The sequence below is a fragment of the bacterium genome, from assembly GCA_021108215.1.
GTDB lineage: Bacteria > Oederibacteriota > JAAXVQ01 > JAAXVQ01 > JAUVAV01 > JAIORK01.
In genome coordinates, this window is sequence record JAIORK010000061.1 from 1 (window position 1) to 1,564 (window position 1,564).

Annotated in this window: 1 protein-coding gene; it reads right to left on the bottom strand. The window is 48.6% G+C overall.

Annotation, left to right across the window (positions count from 1 at the left end; translation table 11 throughout):
- Positions 1–1,564: hypothetical protein (locus tag K8S19_13635; protein MCD4814719.1), on the bottom strand; the 1,564-nt coding region annotated here is incomplete at both ends.

Consider the following 1,564-nt stretch of genomic DNA (forward strand, 5'->3'; position numbering starts at 1 on the left):
GTATTCGTTACTGTCGCACCGGTCAAACCGTAGACATTGGTCGTAATCGAGTGCAACGGCGTTCCATACTGTGTGTCAAATGAATCGGTTGTTACTGTGCTGATGGCATTGGTCGCCACAGTCAACGTATTCAATCCATTAAACGAATTGGATGTGATGTTCGTATTCGTTACTGTCGCACCGGTCAAACCGTAGACATTGGTCGTAATCGAGTGCAGCGGCAGCCCATACTGTGTGTCAAATGAATCGGTCGTCACAGTACTAAGCGCATTGGTCGCCACCGTCAGCGTATTCAGCCCATTAAACGGATTGGATGTGATGTTCGTATTCGTCACCGTCGCGCCTGTTAAGCCATACACATTTTCCGTGACGGAATGCAACGGCGTTCCATACTGCGTGTCAAATGAATCGGTTGTTACTGTGCTGATGGCATTGGTCGCCACAGTCAACGTATTCAATCCATTAAACGAATTGGATGTGATGTTCGTATTCGTTACTGTCGCACCGGTCAAACCGTAGACATTGGTCGTAATCGAGTGCAGCGGTGTCCCATACTGCGTGTCGAATGAATCGGTCTCCACCGTACTGATCGCATTGGTTGCCAGCGTATATATATTCAATCCATTAAATGGATTTGACGTAATTTGCGTATTCGTCACAGCCGCTCCGGTCAAACCATACACATTTTCCGTGACGGAATGCAACGGTGTTCCATACTGTGTGTCAAATGAATCGGTCGTCACAGTACTGAGCGCATTGGTCGCCACAGTCAACGTATTCAATCCATTGAACGAATTCGTTGTAATAGCCGTATTCGTCACAGCCGCTCCGGTCAGGCCGTACACATTCTCCGTGACGGAATGCAACGGCGTTCCATACTGTGTGTCAAATGAATCGGTCGTCACAGTACTGAGCGCATTGGTCGCCACAGTCAACGTATTCAATCCATTGAACGAATTCGTTGTAATAGCCGTATTCGTCACAGCCGCTCCGGTCAGGCCGTACACATTCTCCGTGACGGAATGCAACGGCGTTCCATACTGTGTGTCAAATGAATCGGTCGTCACAGTACTGAGCGCATTGGTCGCCACAGTCAACGTATTCAATCCATTGAACGAATTCGTTGTAATAGCCGTATTCGTCACAGCCGCTCCGGTCAGGCCGTACACATTCTCCGTGACGGAATGCAACGGCGTTCCATACTGTGTGTCAAATGAATCGGTCGTCACAGTACTGAGCGCATTGGTCGCCACAGTCAGCGTATTCAATCCATTAAACGAATTGGATGTGATGTTCGTATTCGTTACTGTCGCACCGGTCAAACCGTAGACATTGGTCGTAATCGAGTGCAACGGCGTTCCATACTGTGTGTCAAATGAATCGGTTGTTACTGTGCTGATGGCATTGGTCGCCACAGTCAACGTGTTCAGTCCATTGAACGAATTCGTTGTAATAGCCGTATTCGTCACAGCCGCTCCGGTCAAGCCATACACATTTTCCGTGACGGAATGCAACGGCGTTCCATACTGTGTGTCAAATGAATCGGTTGTTACTGTGCTGATGG